17 protein-coding genes and 1 pseudogene are annotated in these 22,035 nt (G+C 49.1%); 5 read left to right on the top strand and 13 right to left on the bottom strand.

Annotation, left to right across the window (positions count from 1 at the left end; translation table 11 throughout):
- Nucleotides 1–48: 48 nt before the first annotated feature.
- Nucleotides 49–195 (bottom strand): annotated as a pseudogene (locus tag Q3O60_RS12550) (helix-turn-helix domain-containing protein); the annotation flags it as partial.
- A gap of 9 nt (nucleotides 196–204) precedes the next feature.
- Here Q3O60_RS12550 and Q3O60_RS12545 point away from each other — a divergent pair.
- Both Q3O60_RS12545 and Q3O60_RS12540 read left to right on the top strand, forming a co-directional pair.
- On the top strand, nucleotides 205–609 hold the full coding sequence (locus Q3O60_RS12545) for a hypothetical protein (RefSeq protein WP_305894286.1): 405 nt from the start codon (nucleotides 205–207) through the stop codon (nucleotides 607–609).
- A 197-nt stretch (nucleotides 610–806) separates the two neighbouring features.
- A complete protein-coding gene (locus Q3O60_RS12540) occupies nucleotides 807–1,940 on the top strand; it encodes a Fic family protein (RefSeq protein ID WP_305894285.1) in 1,134 nt (377 codons plus the stop codon).
- 174 nt (nucleotides 1,941–2,114) lie between these two features.
- Here Q3O60_RS12540 and Q3O60_RS12535 read toward each other — a convergent pair whose 3' ends face one another.
- Genes Q3O60_RS12535 through Q3O60_RS12520 form a run of 4 tightly spaced genes read right to left on the bottom strand, consistent with a single transcriptional unit; the run spans nucleotide 2,115 to nucleotide 8,501 of the window.
- The gene (locus Q3O60_RS12535; protein ID WP_305894284.1) at nucleotides 2,115–2,975 is read right to left on the bottom strand and encodes a DUF7281 domain-containing protein; all 861 of its coding nucleotides are present in this window, start codon (nucleotides 2,973–2,975) and stop codon (nucleotides 2,115–2,117) included.
- On the bottom strand, nucleotides 2,975–4,216 hold the full coding sequence (locus Q3O60_RS12530) for a hypothetical protein (RefSeq protein WP_305894283.1): 1,242 nt from the start codon (nucleotides 4,214–4,216) through the stop codon (nucleotides 2,975–2,977). Before Q3O60_RS12530 ends, Q3O60_RS12535 begins: the two co-directional genes overlap by 1 nt.
- Entirely contained in the window at nucleotides 4,216–4,836 is a 621-nt protein-coding gene (locus tag Q3O60_RS12525; protein ID WP_305894282.1) for a hypothetical protein, read from the bottom strand. The genes Q3O60_RS12530 and Q3O60_RS12525 overlap by 1 nt, the downstream gene beginning before the upstream one ends.
- Nucleotides 4,836–8,501, bottom strand: coding sequence for an ATP-binding protein (locus Q3O60_RS12520; protein WP_305894281.1), 3,666 nt, complete (start codon nucleotides 8,499–8,501; stop codon nucleotides 4,836–4,838). Before Q3O60_RS12520 ends, Q3O60_RS12525 begins: the two co-directional genes overlap by 1 nt.
- Nucleotides 8,502–8,763: 262 nt before the next feature.
- Here Q3O60_RS12520 and Q3O60_RS12515 point away from each other — a divergent pair, with 262 nt between their 5' ends.
- Both Q3O60_RS12515 and Q3O60_RS12510 read left to right on the top strand, forming a co-directional pair.
- A complete protein-coding gene (locus tag Q3O60_RS12515) occupies nucleotides 8,764–9,384 on the top strand; it encodes a hypothetical protein (RefSeq protein WP_305894280.1) in 621 nt (206 codons plus the stop codon).
- Between the two features lie 46 nt (nucleotides 9,385–9,430).
- On the top strand, nucleotides 9,431–10,504 hold the full coding sequence (locus Q3O60_RS12510) for a hypothetical protein (protein ID WP_305894279.1): 1,074 nt from the start codon (nucleotides 9,431–9,433) through the stop codon (nucleotides 10,502–10,504).
- Nucleotides 10,505–10,556: 52 nt separating this feature from the next.
- On the opposite strand, the gene Q3O60_RS12505 is transcribed toward Q3O60_RS12510, so the two are convergent.
- The 8 genes from Q3O60_RS12505 to Q3O60_RS12470 all read right to left on the bottom strand — a co-directional run bounded on the left by Q3O60_RS12505 (nucleotide 10,557) and on the right by Q3O60_RS12470 (nucleotide 20,605).
- The gene (locus Q3O60_RS12505) at nucleotides 10,557–11,165 is read right to left on the bottom strand and encodes a YigZ family protein (protein WP_305894278.1); all 609 of its coding nucleotides are present in this window, start codon (nucleotides 11,163–11,165) and stop codon (nucleotides 10,557–10,559) included.
- Nucleotides 11,166–11,286: 121 nt separating this feature from the next.
- Nucleotides 11,287–12,051 (bottom strand): hypothetical protein, encoded by a 765-nt coding sequence (locus Q3O60_RS12500; RefSeq protein ID WP_305894277.1) that lies wholly within the window; start codon nucleotides 12,049–12,051, stop codon nucleotides 11,287–11,289.
- Nucleotides 12,052–12,630: 579 nt separating this feature from the next.
- Nucleotides 12,631–13,383: a DUF3083 family protein gene (locus tag Q3O60_RS12495; RefSeq protein WP_305894327.1), complete on the bottom strand. Its 753-nt coding sequence runs from the start codon at nucleotides 13,381–13,383 to the stop codon at nucleotides 12,631–12,633.
- 96 nt (nucleotides 13,384–13,479) lie between these two features.
- On the bottom strand, nucleotides 13,480–15,762 hold the full coding sequence (locus tag Q3O60_RS12490; protein WP_305894276.1) for a putative bifunctional diguanylate cyclase/phosphodiesterase: 2,283 nt from the start codon (nucleotides 15,760–15,762) through the stop codon (nucleotides 13,480–13,482).
- Nucleotides 15,763–15,862: 100 nt separating this feature from the next.
- Complete coding sequence (locus tag Q3O60_RS12485) at nucleotides 15,863–17,902, bottom strand: S9 family peptidase (protein WP_305894275.1); 2,040 nt, start codon at nucleotides 17,900–17,902, stop codon at nucleotides 15,863–15,865.
- A 63-nt stretch (nucleotides 17,903–17,965) separates the two neighbouring features.
- Entirely contained in the window at nucleotides 17,966–18,856 is an 891-nt protein-coding gene (locus Q3O60_RS12480) for a substrate-binding periplasmic protein (RefSeq protein ID WP_305894274.1), read from the bottom strand.
- 145 nt (nucleotides 18,857–19,001) lie between these two features.
- Nucleotides 19,002–20,126 carry a beta propeller repeat protein gene (locus tag Q3O60_RS12475; protein ID WP_305894273.1) on the bottom strand — a complete coding sequence of 375 codons (1,125 nt, stop codon included), beginning with the start codon at nucleotides 20,124–20,126 and terminating at the stop codon, nucleotides 19,002–19,004.
- A gap of 101 nt (nucleotides 20,127–20,227) precedes the next feature.
- Complete coding sequence (locus Q3O60_RS12470; protein WP_305894272.1) at nucleotides 20,228–20,605, bottom strand: c-type cytochrome; 378 nt, start codon at nucleotides 20,603–20,605, stop codon at nucleotides 20,228–20,230.
- A gap of 193 nt (nucleotides 20,606–20,798) precedes the next feature.
- On the opposite strand from Q3O60_RS12470, the gene Q3O60_RS12465 reads away from it, so the two are divergent.
- The gene (locus tag Q3O60_RS12465; RefSeq protein ID WP_305894326.1) at nucleotides 20,799–22,025 is read left to right on the top strand and encodes an MFS transporter; all 1,227 of its coding nucleotides are present in this window, start codon (nucleotides 20,799–20,801) and stop codon (nucleotides 22,023–22,025) included.
- Nucleotides 22,026–22,035: the final 10 nt, after the last annotated feature.

Below are 22,035 nucleotides of genomic sequence, written 5' to 3'. Positions count from 1 at the left end.
GTCTTAGTTTGTGCCCAACGCTATTCGCTTAGTATTGTTAGCTCAACACTATTCATGGTGTTCATGTTCATGTTCCTGCTCAGCTGGGTGCGCCCGGTATTGCGCCGGGGTCATGCCGGTGTTGGTTTTAAAGGCTTTGTAAAATGACGACCGGGCGTTAAAACCAACAGCCATAGCAATGCTTAGAATGCTGCGCTAGCGAGCTTGGCGGATCGTTTTGGCGGCATCTGGGTGATGCTGATGATGGCATCAGGCATGACGTACTTGATTGGGCTGGACAGACTGTTTCATCTCGTGAGTATCGACCAAGTGCAGGCGCTTTATCATAGCATCTGGCTTATCACCAATGCCTTGGGTGGGGGGATTGAACTGGTCGGTGGGCTCTGGGTATTGCTGCTCAGCATCGCTGGCCTTAAGCAAAAATGGTTACCCAAAGCACTGCATCTATTGGGGTTGGTTATTGGCACGCTCGGTATTCTGACCGTGCTCCATGCCGTGCCCTATCTAAAAGACGCCTTTGGCCTGTTGCAGATTGTCTGGTTTATCTGGTTGGGTGTGGCATTGTTAAGAGTCAATGCTTTTGAAGACAAAAGTGACGTAGGTACTTAACTCTTTATCTTGTTTTAAATTGCGAAACAGCAACTTATGCTCTAGATTGGTTATGAGTTGCTGGTCCCACAAGATCCGAGCGATAAACCAGCTAGTGCTTTACTGGCGCGTATTCAGGTAGAAAAAGCAGCTAACATCAAAATTAAAATGAGTAAAAAAGAGCGTAAAGCCTAAATGCAAAGAAGCAAGGAGTGCCTATGAAGTTTGAAACCTTTACAGCGGGCCAGTGGCTGCAGCAATACCAATACAAAAGCTTTTCACCTGTACCTGTCAACCGCGAATGGAGCTGGGAAGATCCGAAAATCAATACTTTATTAGAGCGGGCTTCGAGGGCGCTGGCAGAACTGGATGCATTCACGTTGATTGTGCCGGATGTTGATATGTTTATTCAAATGCACATCACTAAGGAAGCAAACAACTCATCTCGAATCGAAGGGACACAAACCCACATTGATGAAGCTGTACTAGATAGCAGCCAGCTGGCACCAGAAAAGCGTGATGACTGGCAAGAGGTGCAGAATTATATTCAAGCCATCAATGAAGCCGTGGATGAACTGCAACGCCTACCTTTATCCAACCGCTTATTGAAGCATACACATGCAGTCTTGATGCAGGGCGTTCGTGGCGAACACAAAACGCCAGGGGAGTTCCGTACCTCGCAAAACTGGATTGGTGGCAGTGGCCTAGCTGACGCAGTATTCATTCCTCCTCATCAAGAGGAAGTTACAGCTTTGATGGGTGATCTTGAACTGTTTTGGCACAACGAAAATATTAATGTGCCGGATTTAATTCGTATAGCTATAAGTCATTATCAGTTTGAAACCATCCACCCTTTCCTTGATGGTAATGGGCGTATCGGACGACTGATGATAGCGCTGTACCTAGTTGGTAAGGGCCTACTCCGCAAGCCGTCCCTATATCTTTCCGATTTTTTTGAGCGAAATAGAGCTAGCTATTACGATGCTCTTATGCGAGTTAGGATGTCTGATGATATGACTCATTGGGTGAAGTTCTTTCTATCAGCTGTCATCGAAACAGCAGGAAAAGGTAAGCAAACCTTTGAAAGTATCTTGGAGCTTAGAAGGGACATGGATCAGTTGGCATTTTCTTACGGTAAGCGAGCTGAAAATGTCCAGCTGTTGTTGCGCCATTTATATCGTCGTCCTGCTATTACAGCAATACAAGCAAGCGGGTTACTTGAGGTGAGCCACCAAACTGCCTCAGCATTACTAAATAAGATGACCCATGATGGTATGTTGCAAGAAATCACCGGTTACCAGCGTAATCGGGTTTTTGTTTTCACTCGATATTTAAGCTTATTTGGCGCTTAGTAAAGCCCTGCGGCCCATATGTAAGATAAGGCAAGTAAGTGGATATTTGATTTCCATATGTAACTTTACCTGCACTAAAATTACATATGCTGGACATATGTAAGGTTGTAGGCGATTAATTAATCCCCTGTAGGCTAATTGGCTAAATAGCTCTATAAAATAAAGGATAAGAGGTTAGTGCACTGTCACTGGTTTAAGTTGCACCCCCTGCATATTCTGCTGGCGCAGGCCTTTTAGTTGTTGGCAAAGCAATTGCTGGTAGGGTTGGAATGCTGTGCTTACGCATTTTTCATTGATGCTAGCGAGGAACTTGAGTTGTTGGTCTGGTAACATGGCGGCGCTGGCGTGACTTTGCAGCTCGGCAAATTCAGGCAATAGCATGGCATCATAGCCTTCGTGCAGCGCAATACTAACCCCCTTTACATCAAAGTCGCCGAAATAAATGGTGGGCTTTTGCTGCTGAAGCCACTGGGTTTTTAGTGATTTGCAACCACTACCGTAATGGCTGTCGCCGCGATAAATGACCAGAGGTTGTTGATACGGCAGGTCCAAGGTAAAGCATTCTAATTGATAAAAACAATCCAGGTTTTCTACCACCAGCAGAGCATCGTAATCGTTTAAGGCTAACTGCTGCCAATCGATATCAACTGTTTGTACTGGTAAGTTGGCGATGCGGGCAGTATGCTTCAATCTAAGCAATACTCGGGATTGGCGCGGGCTTAAACCTGCAGTTTTCAATTCTTGCTCCGCGTAATGAGCTTGTTGTAACCGATCGTGTTGGCTGACGCTTTCTCTGAAGCAGGCCTGTTTTAATTGCCGTTGTGTCACGGCAATCTGCTCCAGTAAGGCCTGATTAAACTGCACTTTGGGCAGGGTGGCGCTATGGTCGGGTAATAGCTGCTGTTCGATACACCAGTGAATGACCTGAGCAGCCAACTTGCCGCTGGTTTTTATCAAGGCACTACCATCGCGCTTTAGCCGTTGATCCAGCTGTTGTAGCCAGTTGAGCGCCTGTAAGCTCAGGGCGTTATGCATCAGGCGGCTCGCAGTGCAATCTGGATATCGCGGATCAGCATCAGTTGGTTAACCTCGCTGGCCGGGGTTTCATCGCGGCGAATGGCGAACATTTGCTTTTCTTCTCGCGGCAACGCCTGGTAATCGGCCAGAATTTGGTACAGCCAAATTTCGCTGTCCCAGCTGAGCTGCTGCTCGTTTAGATAATCCAGAGCGCTTAGCTTGCCACCTCGATCGATGACCTTTAGATAGAAGTTCTCGACATCGGTTTTCAGGGCTTGTTGCCGCGCCATGATGGCTTCATCGACCAGCTGTTCGGCGAAGTTGGCGCTGTGCAGTTCGGGCAACTCAATACGGTTTGGTTTGGGCAGGGCTTGCAGCAGCTCGGCCAGAATATCACGCTCGGACGCTTTATCCAGCGCGATGGCGGCTTGTGGCCGGATTGCCGGGGCCTGATTAAACAGCCCGGGCAATTCGGAGCGATTGGGGTAATCGGCCGGTTGGTATTTCGGGTGCTGGCGCAAAAACGCTGCCATATTGGTAATCAGCATGGAGCGGGCTTGCTGCTGGCGGAACTTGGCCAACAGCTGTACCAGCCGTTTTTGCACTTCCAATAAGCTGCTGTGGTGTGAGCTGAGCTGGTTTTGCAACTGACTGACCAACAGTTTGCGTAGATGACTGTTGCCTTCGGATAGCTCGATCAACTCATCAAAATTCAGTAAATCGAGACCATCCAAAAGACGGCGCAGCTGCTTTTGCGCGCGCTCGTTTTCACGGATTTTTTCATCGAGGCTACTGACAAAACCAAAGTCGCTGTTTAACCGGTGCCAGAGACTGTCGATGGCTTCTTCAAACTGGCCACTTAAATCATGAACATGCTCGGTCAGGCGTTGCAGCTGCAGCTCGGCCACACTGTAATCGCCCTTGAATTGGGCATCGCGGTAGGCTTGTACCCGATTGCGGATCTGCTCCAGCTTTTCGGCCACGTCGGCATTGATCTGACGGCGGTTTTCATCGGCCACCATGCTGGCAATCAGCTCACTGACCAGTGGTCTGAGCGCAAGCGGTTGTTGCTCGTCTGGCCGCCATAAAATACGGGCTGCGATCAGTTTTTTTAAGGCAGCTTCGCTGAAGGTGGTTTCATCCACCTGACCATCCAGATAGCCCTGCATCAATGCTTTATGATGCTTGCCAAGCAGGGCCAGCCGCTCGGCGCCGATGGCAAACAAGTTGGAGGTGAGTGTGCTATCGAGCGGAGCCATCAGAGCAGAGCCTCCTGACTTGGTGTATCGTCTACCGGTAGCTGCTCTTCATCGCGGATAAAGCGGATCACATCCAGCAGGTAATCAATTTTGCCGGTCACCACGTAATACTGCCGCTCAGCATGGGGCTGAAGCAGGTAGCCGTGCTCTTTTAAACGACGAAAAATCAATTTGACCTGACTGTCCAACTGCTCACTCTGGCTGTTGAAAAAGCGGTCGCTGGCCAGAGTCTGTAGCCGTTGTCGCAAGCTTTGGTTGTCTTCGGTGCGCAGCACAAATTCCTGCAGCTTGATGGTGTCACCAGCGGTTAAGGCGCTGTCGCGGCCCAGTGTCTCTTGCACCAGTTGCAGCCATTCGAGCAAAGGCAACAAGGATTGCACGGTGAGGGCAAACTGGCTGCTTAAGTGCTCACGGGCGTTTTTATTCAGCTCATGGTACCCAAGGTAAAACACGCTGTGGTCATCATTGCTGACCAGACGGCGGTTGAGCGGACGCAAATAGTGGTCAATCTCCTGCTGCGCTTGCTCATTGCTGAGGTGACGAAAGGCATCTTCATCGCTGATCTGACAGATAAAATCTCCGGCTAGTAGCCGTTCCAGTAAAGGACCATGGTGTAACATCAGCTGGCCTCCTGCTGTTTCTGCGCCAGTCGCTCAGCAAGGCGGCTGACTTTGGGTTGAATGCGTTTCAGTTGGCGCTTGCTTGGGTCTTGCTGGCTCGGCTCGATCAAATAGCGGTGCTGGAATAGCATCAGTACGTCAGACTCCGGGTTCGGGAAGGCGCCAACAATGACGATATTGTTGCTACTACAGGCTTGAAACAGTTTTTCCACGTTGTGATAGGCTAAGGTACCAATTTCATCAATCGGCCAGTGAATACTGACGTTGGCCTCACCACGCAGCAAGCGGGTAAAAGCCAGCAGGTATTTGCACAAAATTAAGTACGCCATACCATGGCTGGACGATTCCAATAGTTGCCTGTCGTTTTTAATCACCAGCTCGGAGCCGCCCTCACTGAGGTGCAGCTCCAGTCGTAGCAGCGACTCGATGCTGTATTGCTCGTCGGCGCGTAGCAGCTCGACCACATCGGCCAGTGCGTTTAGGTACTGTTCGGAGGGCAGGGCTTTACCGGAGGCACCCCAGTCATCGTAAAGCTTGGCGAAGTGCTTCAGTGGCTGCCAGAAACCAAGCTCATCGATGGTCGACAGAATACGCACTTCGGAGCGACTGATGCCTTCCAGCACCAAATCGTCGGCTACGGCTTCGCTTAAACGGCGGCTTTGCAGGGCAATGCGGCGGTTGATGTCGCTAAAGACGGTGAAAAACTTTTTCAGATCGCCGCCGATGTTCTCGCCCATCTCCAACAACTGCTGCCGGGCATCTTGTAAAATGCGCAGCAAGTCAGCCAGTATGGGGAGTTGCTGGCGTTTGCCAGCGTATTCAGGCAGTTTACGTTTTTCATGCTCCAGCCGATCGAGAAACTCGCTGCCGGCATCTTTGCTGAGCATACCTTCAAATTGCTCCATCGCATGTTGCAAGGCGCTATCGAGTTTACTACGTTGCTCCAGCGCTTCGTTGGCTCGTGCCAGGCGCTCAATCACATCAGCGGCAGGTTCCAGACTGGCAGGGGCGGCGCTGGCTAAGTGCAGCTCAGCCAGCTTGCTTAAGCACGGCTTTAACTGCGCAAGGCGCTGTTCGGCATGTTGCATTTTCTCTTGCTGCTGGCGCTTGTTGTGATCCAACTGTTTTTGCTGCTGGCTGTAATCGGCTTTTAGTTGTTCCAGTGCCTGTTTGGCGCTGCGCTGTTGCTGCTTCAGGCTGGTTTCTTGCTCCAACAGCTGAGGGCGTAATTGCTGCCAGTCCAGCTGCATAAAGCTCTGCCAATTGCTTAGCTCGTTTTGGCGCTCAGTAACTGCCTGAATTTCCGCTTTTAGCTGATCTTGTTTTTGACGCAGTTCAGACAAACGACGTGGATCGATGCCTTTGGCCGATAACTCTTCAGCAAAAGCCTGCTGCAGCTCACGTAACTGGCTTTTATTGTCTTCACGCTTGCGATCAAGTTGCTGCTCGAGCTCATCCATTTGTTCATCGAACACCTGCAGCTCCGCTTGCCAGTCGGCTTTTAGCTCCATTTTCTGGCTGTTGTGATCGTCGGTAAAAGCCTGCAGATCCTGCTGTTGCTGCTGCTTCATTTTTTCCAACTGCTGCTGGCGATCGGTCAGTTCTGTTCGCACGGTCGCTTGGCGCTGTTTAATCAGCTCGCGTTGCGCCGCCTCTAACCGGTTGCGGGCATCACTGGCATAGTCGATATTCTGTTCGTACTGGGTCAGTTGCCATTCCGCTTGCTCCAGTTGCGCCCGAATCTGCTCGGCATGTTCGTGTTTGTCTTTCAGGGCTTTTTCGGCCGCCACCTTATCTGTGTTGGCTTGCTCCAGCTGCTGCTCGGCGGCATGGATGCTATGACGAATGGCGGCTTCATCCTGCGCGTAGTCAGGGGTATCGATGGCGGCTGCATCGAGTTGCAAGCCATAGAGGCTATCGGTCAGATCAACCAGATGCGGCTGTAGATCATGGCGCTCTAGCAGGCGCTCATCCAGCACCTTGCCCAGCTTTTGTTCCCAACCGTTGTAATGCAGGCGCAAAAAATGACGCAAGCTGCCTTGCTCGGGGCTGAGCTGACGATGCAGGCTGTGCAATTGCTGCTCGGCACTGTGTAGTGCTTTGCGGTTTAACTCCAGTTGTTGATCGGCCTGATCACGCTGTTGCTGCGCCTGTTGATAGCTTTTTTGCAATTGTTGTAATTGCCTGGCTTGTTGTTGCGCTTGCTGCTGCGCCTGCTCACGCCTAAGCTCAGCCGCGCGCAATTCATCATGCTCTGCTTCGGTTAGCGGTGAGGCGTTGAGCTGACTCTGCAGCACGGCAATGGCGCTGCTGCACTCACTGAGTTGGTGAGCAAACGTCTGCTGCTGTTGTTGCAGCTCAGCCTGAAAGGCTTGCTCCAGCGTGGCGAGTTTGCTGTCTTGTTGCTCGCGGGTCTGATCCTTTTGTTGCTGCAGTTGTTTGGATTTGGCGCGATGTTGCTCGCTTAAGCGATTGAAGGCTTCGCCTAGTTTAGCTTTACGCTGCTCCAGCTGTCGTTCCAGATCACCATGTTGCTCGACCATCAACTGATATTGCTCGGCCAGCTCTTGCAGGGTTTCACGCCACAATGGCAGGGCATCGGTGTCACGCTGCAATTTTGGCATGTCTTTGTTGTCGAAATCATCAAATTTCTGCTGCAACCGATCCAGCCGGGACGAGGTTTCGTGCAAGTCGGCATCGGCCTTGGCAAGGCGACTGCTTAGCTCAAGTTGCTGCTGACCAAATTGTTCTTTGATGCTTTGCAGTTGTTGACGCAGGGCATTGACCTGCTGCTCCGCATCGGCCCGTTGTTGCTTGAGCTGCAGGTCATCTTCTTGCAACAGCGGCAGCAAGGCGGCCAGTTGCGACTCGGCTCCATCGAGTTGCCGCGCCAGTTGCTGCAAGCGTTCAAAATCCTGCTGCAGACGATCCAGTCGCATCGATTGGCGCATCTGCAGGATCCACTCCCGTGCTTTGGTATTTTTTACCTTGGTGGTCGGCAGGGTGACGCCATCTTCTTCAAAAATGGCCGCCAGCATGGCTTTCAAGGTATCCATTTTGCCTTCTTTGGCATGCACGGCACTGACCAGCTTTTCGATGTGGCGCAGCTTATGGCCACTGGCCACCAAGCTAAAACTGGCAGCTAAGCGGCGTAACTTGACGCTATCGGCATTGTTGCCACGCAGGGCAGCAGCGTCGTTCTGGATAATGCTGCGGTACTCGCTGGTGGCACTGATTTTAGCCGATACCTGCACATCCGAGCGAGCACGCATAGCGCTGGCCCAGTCGTTGTAACTGAGAGCTTTCACCCCATCTTCGTTGTGCTGTAGATAAAAATCGCTTTGGTAAGGTGCCCCGACAAAGCGGTACTCGACACCGCCATCGCTCTTTTTGGTCAGCACCACCTGACAGACATCGCCGTTCTCCCGCTGGTATTCGTAGATCAGGTAACTGTTGGAGTAGGGCAGATAAAACTCATCGAATTTCTTGCGGGTTTTCGGTACGACGCGGTTCGGCTGCTCGCCATAAAACACCGGTACCAGCCGTTGCAAGGTGGTTTTACCCGAGGCATTGGTACCACAAATATTGGTGTGCTGATCCAGTTGCAATTCTACCACGCCCGGTAAATGGGTATGGAGCAGCACAATACGAAGTAATTGAGACATAGCGCATCCTGTCGGCAACTCTTAGCGGCTGCCATGGTGTCATTATAGTGTCGTTTCTTAGCGGTTATTATCCATGGAATAAGCGTAAATGCTAGTTCCAATTAATAAGTAAACTAAGGCGATAGCCCAAAGAATAATTGCTCTTAGCCTCAAATTGCTACACTTGAAGGACTAAAATTACATTTAAATATTGTCTTTTATTGCTTTTTTTTTACGATATGAACCTCTATTAATTTAAATATTAACTAATAGGTGAATATATATGAGAAAATTAACTTTTGTAGGTATTTTGCTAATGTCCTTGGCTCTTATCGGCTGCTTCGAGTTGATACTCGGCTATGAAAGTGAGAGTACTAAGGAACAGGCTCCACCTGAAGTAACCGGAGGAAGTGGAGGAACCGTTGAAACAAGAAAGGTAACAGGAAGTGGTAGACTATGCATTCCTTCTTGTCAGAAACCGTCTAAGCAAGATGTCGAAAATCATATTCGCAACTTTAATGTTGTACTTCAACAGACTAATACTTATTCTACACCTTTGAATCAGAAGGTATTAGTTGAAGTGTTAAATGCTGATTATGTTGTTTCCAGCCAAGCATTCAGCACTGTTACCGTTGGCAACCAGATACGCATTGCTGACCCTGCAGGTGCAGCTGATTGGCTTTACTACGCGGTAGATAATGGTACATCGGTACAAATGTCACTCTATCTTGAGTCAACAGGCTTTGGTAGCGAAGTAGTAACGGCACAATTCAGAGAGGGGTCACAAGTGTTGACAGCAACGAGCTTTTTAGTAGAAATAGATTGTGGACCTGAGCATCCTTGGGAAGCCCCTCCTCAAGGTTGTGTACTTGTGCCATTGTATCTAAAGGTAGACCCGTGCTAAGTAGTCAATATTTAGCACGGGTTTTCAGAGGGAATTCATAACAAGAATGCAAAAAAATATACTTTTGATTTTTCTACTTTGCTTGAGTGGTTGTGTTTCTTATGGCGAATACAGGGATAAGTTTGAAAACTATTATCTGTCTAAGGTGCTGGAAAAAGACTATCGAGCTAATGCCGGCAGTGTTAATGCAGATGTTGTATGGATAAAAAGTGATAATAGCTACTACAGCAAGAACGGCTATTCTTTATGGCTTAGAACGATGGTGCACTACGCCAATGATTCTGATGCATTACGAAGTCACCAATTAGCCAAATTGAACTTCAAGCAGCTATCAAGCACTCGAATTTTAAATAATATTATCAATATTAGTTACGACAGTCAGTTCGATTGCCCAGACACTGTTATGGATGCTTGGCGTAAATTTCTTCAAGATATTGATATTTCAGGTATTTTCAAGCAGTTTCAATTGCAGTATCATGTTAATGTTTTTTTTGTGTCAGGGCAATCCTTTCATAATTTTCATCGAATTAGTCCTGATGAGTTACTCCTTAATTTTTATTTTTATTTACCCTCTGATTGCAAGCAGGTAAAACAAGCAGATTGGAGTGCTGCGAGGTTTAGCACTATAACTCATGAGATTACACATATTGAACAAATTTGGATTCATGATGGTTACAGGGATTTATTTCCATTGCCACAAAATCTGAGCAGAAGGCGGACCGATCCATTAAAGCTTTTAGGCGAGTATATTGCCTATAAGGTAAGCTTTTGCACGGAGGCACTTATCGTAGCTTCAGTGATACCTGAAGATGAGCCTTTACTTATGGTTGAAATCACTGTCGAAGAGGGTTTTTTGAAGGAGTATAACTTCGAAAACCTTGGCCAATATCTTCTTGAGCATGCCTCCTTTGAAGGCACTAGTTTCACAAAGAGCCGGTTTTACTCAGATCTAGGGCGTGAGCTTGTATTCTTATGGCTTGAGCAATACGCTGATAGCGAAGGTTTTATTTACAATAACAGTACTTCCAAGGGTAGTTTTCTTAAGGAGTGTAAAAATGTTTTGAGTAAGCCCGCGCTTCTTGATTCGGCGCTCGAAATTGAAGCTATAATGACACATTAACAGATGAGATGTGATTTCAAGAGTCTGGTTAAAAGGGTATTATTGCTGCGACTTACTCAGAGGCAATGGTGGCGCTACCCGCGGTTATATTGCTCAGTTGGCTGCAAAACTCAACTTCTGCCGTCGCGGGCAGGGTGATCTGCAGCATCACTTGGTTGCTGTAGTCACAGCCTTTCAGCTCGCCTTGATGCTGACTGAGCAATTGCCGTACTTTGGATTCATCGGCAAAGTTGACCTGAACAGTGAGCTCAAGCTGTGGGCTGACGGTACTTAACTCAGCCAGATTTGCTGCCTGCGATACCGCAGCAGAGTAGGCTCGTACCAGGCCACCTGCGCCTAGTTTCACGCCGCCAAAATAGCGCACCACCACGGCTACAGCGTTGCCAAGTTCGCGCTCTGTCAGTACATGCAGCATAGGCCGGCCTGCCGTGCCACTTGGCTCGCCATCATCGCTGAAGGCCTGAGTATCAGGCTGGCGCGTGTTGCCCATGATATAAGCCCAGCAGACATGGTTGGCATCGCGATAACGCGCGCGGTAGTGCTCGATCCACTGCATCGCTTCATTACGATCGGCGATCGGGTGCAAAAAGGTCAGAAACTCGCTGTTTTTCTCAGTAGTCTGGTGTTCAACCGGAGCGACCAGAATGGTAAAGTGACTCATAAGTAATGCATTTAACTATACAGTTGGCTAATCATCATAACGAAAGAAACGCAGCTTATCTTGTTTAACTTGCTACCGATATCACCTTGATAGACTACATAACTATAAATACCAGCAGCTGTTAATTGGTAAGCAACTGCCTAATTTCATCGCCAGCTTCGATGATGGCTGCTTCGCTTAAAATGTTCTGGCAAGCTGCGATAAAACTGTCGTCAGTCGAACTGCCATGGAAGATAAAGCCCTCATCATCGGCGTACTTTGCCAGCCAGTCATTAGCCAGCAAGCTTCCGAATGAAGACAATAGCCCCCCTCCTTCCGAGAGGTCTTCGGTATTGAAGTCAGTATCTTGCAGTATGAGTGCCCCCAAATTTTGCAGAGTATAATCTGCAGAAAATTTTTCAGGTCGATTGACAATAATCCTTGCTAACGGCTGATCTGGAATGGAGCTATCCGTCACGCTGATAAGCATCGCACAAATATCCATTTTATGCGCAATGTACTCACCTAAAAGGCGGTATGGTTCTGGGGACGACCTTGTCATGACCTTGGGAAACTGGACGAGCCTGCTGTATCTGTCAAAAAGCCAATACTGTTCGATATGCGTGATTTCATGGGCGATGGTTGCGAGCTGCAAAGCACGCCATTCTTCTTGCTGAATGTCCTGGCAATCGGCTGGGAAGTAAAAGTTCAGTTGTGCGGTAGCAGGATCAATGCGATGTATATAATGAAACGATTGTTTGGAGACAAAGCGTACCCTGACATCATAAGGCAATTGGAACTGTTGAAACAAAAGCGCAGGAAAAGAGTTTACAAGAAACTGCTGCCATGTGCTGATATCTGCTTCTGAGCAGTTTAACCGACTGTCGTAACTGAAAGTTAATTGCATGCTGTCTGTTTGGATGCTGTGTAGCGGAAGGTAATCCAACGCAGCTAATTGTCTAGCGGACAGTCTGTTTGGCTGTGCTCGGTAATGGGCATGTGTTTTTAGCCATAAGACATAACCGCTTTTGCTATACAGTGAATGGTTACTTTCACGTGTAACGATAGAAGCCGAAATGGTACCCGGATTGTTCTGATATACCTTGATAGAATGTTTCTGAACAAGCCAGTTTTCAAGTTGCGGGACACTGCTGCAACCGGTTGTGAGCATTATCAGGCTTAACAGCAGCGTTTTCTTTATGGTTGACATTGGCTCGCTCTAAAAACTATCAGGCACTTCGTGCCTGATAGGGTGCTATGAGATATTAAGGGATAATAACACAGCCTTGTTCCGGAGCGTCCCATGGGTTATCGGGACCACAGTCAATTTCTATCAAAAAGCTGACGGCAGAAAGGACGTGTGAACCGTCCCTTACCTGAGCAGTCACCACTTCGCTACCAATGCCGGTTGAGTCCAGATAGATGCCTTTACAGAAGTGCCGAGGACAGTGATGTGTGGGTGGGAGGTTTTCCCACCCATCGGTACTTACAGCACGTAACTAATATGCTGGAAGAAGCGTACGGTCAGGTTTTGGTGCTGGCCATCAAACCCGATGCTCTTAGCGAAGCTGCGTAATGCGTCTTCAACCTGATTCATAAAGCGGCCGTAGCCCATTTCGGTATTATCTTCTTGGCTGGCTACCAGCACAAAGTGGGCGCTCTCTACCAGATTATCGGCTTGCCAGAACGTCAGGTACTGCGGCTCACTGCAATCCGGGTTGAAGCTGATTTTCTGAAGTTCACGATTTTTATCGTGCTGATCCCATTTGCTGTTGCGTACCAGCGGAGTCAGGCCATTAGCTACCATCGCCAGACGATCCAGTTTCTTACCGGCACAGGCCTGTTGAAATTTGTCTTGCAGCGTCTGATACAGCGGGCTGAAGTCCTCACTGCGCTCGTGCAGCAGCTGTTGTTTTAATGCACGACTGAGTGGCAAGGTCACTGTGACATAGGTAATGTCGCTGTGCTCAACGGGGAGCTCACACTGTCTGGCTTGATAGCGCGGGTACAAGCCACGAAGCTTGTAGCCATAGCTTTCTTTTTGGCCCTTCGCTTTGGCAAAAAGATCGTAGGATAAATGCTGATGATCGCGCAGCTTGATGCTGCATGGTTCGGCCAGCTGTTCTTTCAGCTGATTGAGCAATTGCACCACTTTAGCGTGGAAGCTTGCAGCCTGACTACGAAGCTCTTCGCCGGTGGCCCATTGGTGGGAATATACACCCGATGTGGGTTGTGCGATGGCATATCAAACTCCTTGAAGGCAAATGAATGCCAGCGAGTGTAGAGCAATTTGATGACGCCTTTATTGTGCTAGATTAAGTTTTGCTGTGATGGCTCACTGGCTGATGGGCAATGACTCGAGATAGGATTTTAGTGCGGAGGCAGGCATTGGTTTGGCAAAAAAGTACCCTTGAAAATGCTGGCAGCCCATTTGCACTAACAAATCCCGCTCGTAATCATGCTCTACCCCCTCGGCAATGGTGATGAGCTTCATGCGCTGACCGATAGCAATGATGCTGGCGGTCATGTTGCGGCAGGTTTCGTCATCCTGAATGCAGTCGACAAAGCTTTTATCAATTTTCAGTTCATCCACTGGCAAGGTGCGTAGCATACTTAATGAGGAGTAGCCGGTGCCAAAGTCATCCATTGAAATTTTACAACCCAACTGCTTGATGTTGTTGAGCAGTTGACAGATGTGCTCATGATCTTCGATCAGAATACTTTCGGTCAGTTCGATAGTGAGCTGTGTAGCTGATAGGCCTGATTGCTGAATGTGCTGGCTAAGTTGGGTTAAAAAATCGGCTTGCAGTAGCTGACGGACTGAGATATTGAGCGACAGCTGGAAACTTTGTCCGAGCTGTTGCTGCATGGTTCGGATCTCTGTGAATGCCTGCTGCATAATAAACTGACCCAGTAGTGGCATTTGGCCACTTTTCTCGGCCACTGGAATAAATTGATCCGGTGGGATAAAACCATCGGCAGGATCCTGCCAGCGAACTAAGGCTTCAACGCCATACAACTGGTTATTGGCATCAAGTTGAGGTTGGTACACCATAAATAAGTGTTGTTGCTCAATCGCCGTGCGCAGACGCTGCTCAATTGAAAAGCGTCGCTGATACTGTTCATCAAGCTGTTTGCTATACAAAAAGACATTATTTTTGGTTTTTTTGGCTTCATACATGGCGACATCCGCCGCCCGGATCAAATCGTCCAGCTGATGGACATGACTGGGGTAGTGCGCAATGCCGATGCTGGCACCCAATACAAAATGCAATTTATTTACTAGATAAGGGCTGGATAGGTGCTCGATCAACTGGTTGGCTAATTGCACGGCTTCTTGTTCTGAGCGGCCGGGCTGGAAAATTAAAAATTCATCGCCACCATGGCGTACAATGGAGTTGGCGCTACTCGCCTGTTCCTGAATACGGCGGGCCACCTCTCGCAGCACGGCGTCGCCCAGTTCGTGGCCGAACGAGTCGTTGATGGTTTTGAAGTTGTCCAAGTCGAGAAACAGCAGATAACAGCCTTTGGCCTTCTCACCGAGTAACTTACTTCTGTATTGGCGAATGTAGTTCCGGTTTGGAAGGCCAGTCAGTTGATCATGGGTTGCTTCAAACAATAGTTCAACCCGGCGGGAGCGCTCGGCCTGAGCAATGGTGCGAACCAGCAAAAACAGCAGCAACTGACTTAAAACAAAGACAGCAAGATAACGCCAGATATCGCGCCAAAACGCCTGTTGGATCACTCGGGTATGCAGCTTGGATACCGCCCAGAGCTGATACTCTGGCAAATACCGTAAAACGGCCTGCACCTTACCACTTGATGTTGAGAGTACAACACTATGAATATCTTCAGTTTGACGAAGTTGCTGCAGACTCAGGTTGGTACTGTGCTTCAGCTGGTACTGCAATTCTTGCAAAACGGAGAGCGCTACTGGCGCTTCATAACGCTGCGCGATGGCGGAGCCTGAGCCGGCAATAAACTGGTAAAAGCCATCTTGCTGGCGAATCAGTGCCAGATGATTGTCTTTGGGCAGCAGCAAGGGTGAGACGAAAGCATTTAAATCCTGTTTTAATGACACGCCCAACGCCATCATGGCAATGGGTTGGTCATCGATTGTATGCAGCACATTACGGACCGGTATTGTCCACATATCCATGCTTGGAATGTAGTAGGTTTGACCGAGTACCAGACGCTTGGACTGTAAAGCGCGATCAAATAGCTCGGGATTAAGCTGGCGCAGGTTACCCAGTTCAGCAGTGGTTCGATTGGAGCTAACGAGTAATATGTTGCCATCTAGTTGCGACACAGCATAGGCGGTGGCATAGCGGTTGTTCTGCATTAAATGATCAAGCAGGCTGGTCCCCCGTGTCATATCCAAGGATTCGGCTTGAACCAACTGCACCAATTGATCATGGTACAGGTCGGCCAGTACTTGCTGTACTGAAAGCAGTGACTGCACCGAGGAACTCAGTTGTTGCACTTGGGTTTGTTGCAGCTGGCTATGCTCTTGTACTACCAACTGCCAGCGTTGGTGCAGAAAAAACAGCAACAGGACGGAACTGCCGAGAAAAAGCAGGGCAAAAAGAAACCAGATATTTTGCCGTAGTTTGGCCAATTCTTTTTCCTGTCAATGAGATAAAGGAACAGTGTAGCCTATTCTGCAAGGCTACACTAATGCTGCATCAGCACCACTAAGCCGTATCCAGATCCCCCAATTACTCTTTCCTGTAGCGGGCGAACCAAGCCAGCGCATGTTCGGTTTTTGCAATCATCCGGGTGGGCCGGTTGGACACGCCATGGAAAGCGCCTGGCACCCGCACCATGACCGTATCGACCTGACGTAATTTTAGCGCTTGATAAAACTGCTCTGTCTCAGCCATCGGCGTGCGACGGTCTAATTCTCCGGTAAAGAGTAAGGTGGGTGTCGTCACATTACCGACCAAAGATAGAGGCGACCGCTGCCAGTAATGTTCATGGTGATCCCATGGCATGCCAGGGAATTGGTTCTGGATTTGCCCCATGTAGCTATCGGCGGTCAACACTTTGCTGACCCAATTGATCACTGGATTGGTTGCAGCGGCGGCATTAAAGCGGTCCGTCAAACCAATGGCATAGGCTGTGGCAATGCCGCCAGCCGAACCACCTGCAATAAAGAGATTGTTTTCATCAATAAAGCCCTTGGCGATCATCGCATCCACACCGGACATATGGTCGGCAAAATCATCGGGCGAGGAGTATTTATTTTGCAGCAACAGCGCAAAACGCTCGCCGTAGGAAATGCTGCCACGGTAGTTGTTGTAGAACACCACATAGCCTTCAGCGGCATAGCGTTGTAACTCCGCCGAAAAATGGGGACCATACGGCAGGTGCGGGCCGCCGTGAATTTCCAGGATCAGTGGGTATTTCTGGCTGGCATCAAAGCCAGGTGGGGTGATGTACCAGCCATGGATTTCTTCATCATCCAGTGAGGAGCGGTACGTAAACTCATGCACCTCGCCAAGTTGACGTTGGGCCAGCAGGTCGTCATTTAAAGCCGTTAGGTTGCGGACCTGACCGTGCTGCCACATGGCCACATCTGCTAAACGTGAGGCAGAGCCTCTGGTGTAGGCGAGTTGACCTTTGTCCGACAGGCTAAACATGCCGCTTAAATAGGGGCGACCTGAGTTGGCGCCAGATAGGTCAGCCACCAGATCGGCCATACGATTTCGCAAGGTAACACGCGCGACCTTGCTAAGACCCCGGTCTTCGTATTTAAATACCAGATGGTTGTTATCCTGCCATACGGGAGTTTCTACCGAACGATCCAGCTCTGCTAGTAATGGCTCAACCTTTTTACTGCGCATATCCAGTACATTCAGTTTGCTATTACGATAAGCAACCGGCTCAGCTGAGGCATGCAAGAAAGCCAACTGCAGCCCATCGGGGGAGAATGTTGGATGATAATGCTGGCCTGGGCCGCTGAGTAACTCTTTCACCTCGCCACTTTGCACGGCGACTTGATATAAGTCGGATTGACGCGGATGGTATTCCCAATCCGCTGAGCGATTCCCTGAAAACACCAGGCTGAGGTTATCTGGCGTCCAGCTGAGTGGGCCGCGATGCATATAGTCGCCGCTGGTTAACTGTCGGGCCGTACCGCCATCTGCCGGTAACACAAAGATTTGGGCATAGCTGGAAGTAAGAAGACCGCGTCCATCTTGTTGGTAGTAGGTGCGCTCGATAATAGTTGGCTGCTCGGCCCACTCTGCACCTTTGGGTGGGGTGGGGCGATAGACACTGCGAGCAAAATCGGAGGGTTCCGCCGCGACATCCATCAAAAAAGCCAGATGCTGACCATCTGGTGACCACGACAATTGTGATGGGCTTTGCTCCAGATTACTGATGCGGCTGGTGCGACGTTGCTGCAACCAGTGGACATGGATCTGTGTACTACCGCTGCTATCGGAAATAAAAGCGATGCGATTGCTATCTGGCGACCAGCGTGGCTGTCTCTGTTGATATTCACCATCCAGTAAAGGCCATTGCTGACCCGTGCTGGTGTCGACCAGCCATAACCGTTGCAAGGTATTGTCTTGCTTGATGTTGTTGCTATTACGCACATAAACAATGTGCTGGCCATCGGGAGAAATCTGCACGTCACTGGCATGTTCTAGCTGGAAAATATCTTCGGCACTAAAGTGGGGTAATTCGGCCTGAGCCAGTGGCAGCCAGAGGCAAAATAGCCATAAAGCAGTCAATCGTAGCAAGGGGGTCATTGAGTGGTACTCCTGAACGAAAAAAATAAAGTGACTGAGCCTGCGGGCAGGCTCAGTAAAAAGTCAGGGTGCGTTGGACAGCAGCAGTTCAGCCAGCTCAGGTCCAAGGTGACGATGCATGATCTGGTGATAACTTTCCGTTTGGCGATAACCACCATCGGCAGCGAAGAAAGCGAGCATAAATTGTGCCCAGTCGTTGCTATGCGGCATGATAAAACCGAAGGTTTCATCGGTTTCCGCCGCCATGGGGTGATCGCGTAACGGCATACCGGCCTGACGTGCCCGCCAGTAATTGTAAGCATCTACATAGCTGTAATAATCGCCACTAGCGACTAACTCCAACAGCTCTGGATTGGAACTTGCGCGTTGAATGGCTTCTCCTGGCTGATGCTGATCGCGCAGTCGACGAATACGAACTTCGTGCAAGGTGCCAGTAAAGGCCAGCGGTGATAATTCAGCAAAATGATGGTTGAACTGTTGCCAATCGGTTAGCTCTGGCACGTCCTGATGGCTGATCAGGGCCGCCACATTATTCATGTAAGGCGGGGAAAATTGCAGCTCTTGTTTGCGCGCTTCGGTGATGGTGACATTACCCAGGCCAAAGACGCCTCCTTCAGCATGCATAATACGCTGATAAAAGTGCTGCCAGTCCGTTTCTGCAACAAAGTTTAGCTCTAATTGCAGTTGATGGTGTTGCCCCGCCCAACGGACGAAATCATGCATAATATCGACACTGACACCGGTGAGTTCACCGGCAGCATCATAGTAGGCAAAACCTTCAGCTGGCACATACAGCACAGTTAAACTGGCACGGCGTTGTTGCTGCGCCAGCTGATAGCTATCGCCTTGATCGGCGCCAAGATGAGTACTATCAACCACAGGCTCAGGTGCGCAGGCACTAAGCAGCCAACTGCCTAGCAGCAGTGAGAAGATAAATGAGGCACGAGGCAACATATTCGTTCCAAAGTATGTTTTTAGTGTGGTTATCTTGGCAAAGTGTCTGTCAGCTGTCAAAGCTGCTGAGCGGTCTTAAAGTGGTGTTAATCGAAAACACCATGTGTTTACATGGTGTTTGCTATCGATGGGTAGCCGTCGAGCTTTAGAAGTTGGGGGTAACTTTCATCACGCCACCACGGTACAAACCAAAATAAAGCACCAGTTGCTGATTGTGTTGCAGTGCTAACATACTCCTTACCCCGCCAAATACAGCAGTATTAGGGTAGGTGAATTGTTCCCAACTCTGGCCATTGTCTTTCGACCACTCCAGAATCAGTGGTTGTGGCGAGTCGAAATTTTTATCCCAACCTGCGGTGAACAAGCGCGACTCGACGGTTGGATCCAGAATCACATCGAAGTAAAAGCGGGAGTCCACATCGCCCATCAAATTGACCCAGCTGAGGCCGTTATCAGAGCTAAAAGCGATACCACCTTCGCCACTGGCATAAATATGCTCCGGGTTTTGTACACCAAAGCGAATCGATTGCATGGCTACTGGCGAGAGGTCGGCATCGCCGCTGGTGAGTATTTCATGCATCCGCTGATGATGGGTATGCAAGCTGTTCTGTTCAAGCTTGTATTGATACAGCAATGGGTTTTCAGTCGCCCCTTGTCCCCCAGACCAGACCTCTTGTAGCTCTGAGTTAATGGCAAGTGCTCTATTCGGCTGCCCAAAGGTATGCCAATCCCCGTACAAAACCTGCCAGCTCATGCCAAAGTTAGATGATACCGCAACCACATCTAAACCACTGCCATAGAGCAGATGCTGTTCGGGTTGATAAGCTAGTGCATAGATACCTTCAGTTTCGGTACCGCCAAAATTATGTTTTATTTCGTGCCAGCTTTGGCCCGCATCAGTCGACTCAAACAAGCTGTGAACAGGGTAACCGTCGTTGTCATCATGCCTTACCGCGGCCATGAAGTGATGATCGTTGATCAAGCTAAGATCGAGTACCTGCATATCGGCAAAGCCGATAAGCTGCCATGTTTCCGCAGTTAAGCCTGAGCGATACAGGCCATTATCTGTCAAAGCAAACAGGTAATGTTCATGCTGGTACAGCCGTTCAATAATGCGTTCTTCAAGGCCTGCAGCTTCAACTGTAAAAGGGGTTTCCGCTACCGGTGGTGGCGTAGGTATTGGATTGCTGGTTAACGGGCCGTCACTGCCACCACAAGCAATGAGCAAGCATGCAGAAACAAGTAAAGATAAACGTAAGAAGTAATGCATCACGGCCTCTGAACAAACAGATTTAAAAAATAATACCAGCTATCATTACATATTATCTATATTGAGCAAAAATAATGTAGCAAATTGTTATCTGCTACCCATTAACGTGCAGTAGAAAGCAATGGATAGTAAGCCGCCAGTAATTCTATATCTTCATCGGATAAACCTCGGGCCTGAGGCGACATCAGCGGGTTGGTTCGCTCGCCACTGCGATAGTCCAGCAGCGCTTGCTTGAGCTCGGCTTCGGTAAGGCCTGCAATACTTGGGTACATCCGGTTACGGGAAATGCCCATAGGCCCATGACAGGCCGCGCAACTGTGTGCACGAGCTTGCCCCTGCCGGAAGGTTTCTTGCTCTTCTGCGGTGAGGTGTGCAAAAGGATCTTGTTTGGCGGTTTCTGTGCTGCTTTCGGGGTCTGAGCAGGCTGCTGCAAATAGGCCAATACTGACAACGATCAAAAGGTGGGAAAGTCGATTCATGATATGCTTTACTCCTTGGTTACAGCGCAGCCTGCCACAGACAGGAAAAGAACACCAGTGTGCCTTTTGTGTACTCCCTTGTGTATAAAGCAGGTACTGGCCTGAAGGGACTTACTTTGCTAATCTTATTGAACTTCAGAGCTTTAGTGCAAGCTTCTAAGCCGACTTTAAAAAGGATACTTCTTTGTTTTCGATGATCCGCACCATCTGGCCGCTGTTGCTTGGCATGTGTATTGTTGGCATGACCACCGGGCTACAAAATACCTTGTTGTCTATCCGCGCCGAAATGGAAGGCTTTAGCAGTGGCAGTACCGGGATGATTTTAGCGGGTTATTTCATCGGGTTTTTACTGGGCGCTATTCGGGCACCCAAAATGATCCACCGCGTCGGTCACATCCGTGCTTTTGCAGCATTGGCAGCATTGGCATCGATCAGTATTTTGGTCCATGCCATTTGGGTCAATACTGCGGCTTGGTTTGTGCTTCGGATGATTTCAGGTTTTTGTTTCTCTGCTATTTTTGTGATCGCAGAGAGCTGGATTAATGCAGGGGCGACCAACCAAAATCGCGGCAAGTTGATGTCGCTTTATGTGATGATGCTGTTTGGCGGTATTGGTTTGGGGCAGTTCCTCTTGTATATCGGCGATCCGCGTGACTTCCTGCAGTTTACTCTGGTATCCATTTTAATCAGTGCTGCCGTGATCCCGTTGTTGATCACTCAGACACCGGCCCCTGGCTTTGGTCAGCCCACGCGAATGCGAGCCAGTGAATTGTTGCGTATTGCTCCGATGGGGGTCATTGGTTGCTTCCTCATGCAATTTGCTTATGCCTCCTTGTTTGGTTTAGGGCCAGTGTATTTTTCCCGCTTAGGTTTGGAGCTGACTCAAATTGCTAATCTGGTCGCTATTTTGATCTTTGGCTCGTTGTGTTGTCAGTTCCAACTGGGTAAGTTATCGGACCGTTTCGATCGCCGATTGGTGATCAGTGGCTGTGCATTTGCCTCCTGCGCCATGGCGTTATGGATTTCTCAATTGACGGCAGAAGATATCCTGCTGCTGTATGCCAGTTACTTTGTGTTCGGCGCTGTATTCTTGCCCATATTCTCTATGGTGGTGGCGCATACCAATGATTATTTGAACAAAGAACAGATGGTCGGTGCCAGTAGCGTACTGGTACGAGCCAACGGTCAAGGCGCCATTTGCGGTTTATTAATCTCCGGGGTGTTGATGCAACACTTTGGCACTCAAGCATTTTTCTGGTTTATTGCTCTGATCCCCAGTATGGTAGCTTGCATGGCATTGTATATGCGCTTCTTTGATCGTCGTCAACAGCAGCGTCGGGCCAGTGCAACGGTGATGTTACCGACGCAATCATCCGAAAGTATGATCAAAGAAGGTTTGGAAAAGCAGCAGGAAGAATGATTTCACTGCT

Origin of the sequence: Alkalimonas collagenimarina (assembly GCF_030717845.1) — a bacterium.
Classification (GTDB): Bacteria; Pseudomonadota; Gammaproteobacteria; order Enterobacterales; family Alteromonadaceae; genus Alkalimonas; species Alkalimonas collagenimarina.
This window is presented reverse-complemented; position numbering and strand designations above follow the sequence as displayed.